General features: G+C 44.0%; 1 protein-coding gene. It reads left to right on the top strand.

The window, feature by feature from the left end; all coding sequences use genetic code 11:
- The coding region (locus tag SB771_RS37410; protein WP_410722332.1) for a condensation domain-containing protein at window positions 1-232 on the top strand (232 nt) is incomplete at both ends.

Genomic DNA, 232 nt, shown 5'->3' with positions numbered 1-232 from the left:
CTATTAGAGAAGAGCTTTAATAGCATCTTGGAAAGGCATGAGCTCCTGCGGAGCGCCATTGAGTATGAAATCACAGTACAGCCAAGAAACGTGATCTTGAAAAACAGGAAAATCGGCTTCCGATCCCGAGATATAAGAAGGCAAAGTGCGGAACAGCAGAAGGTAAGCATGGATCGATTCCTGAAAGAAGACCGGGAAAAAGGTTTTGATTTAAGCAGAGATCCTTTGATCC

This window comes from Burkholderia sp. SIMBA_051, from assembly GCF_046534915.1.
GTDB lineage: Bacteria > Pseudomonadota > Gammaproteobacteria > Burkholderiales > Burkholderiaceae > Burkholderia > Burkholderia ambifaria.
This window is presented reverse-complemented; position numbering and strand designations above follow the sequence as displayed.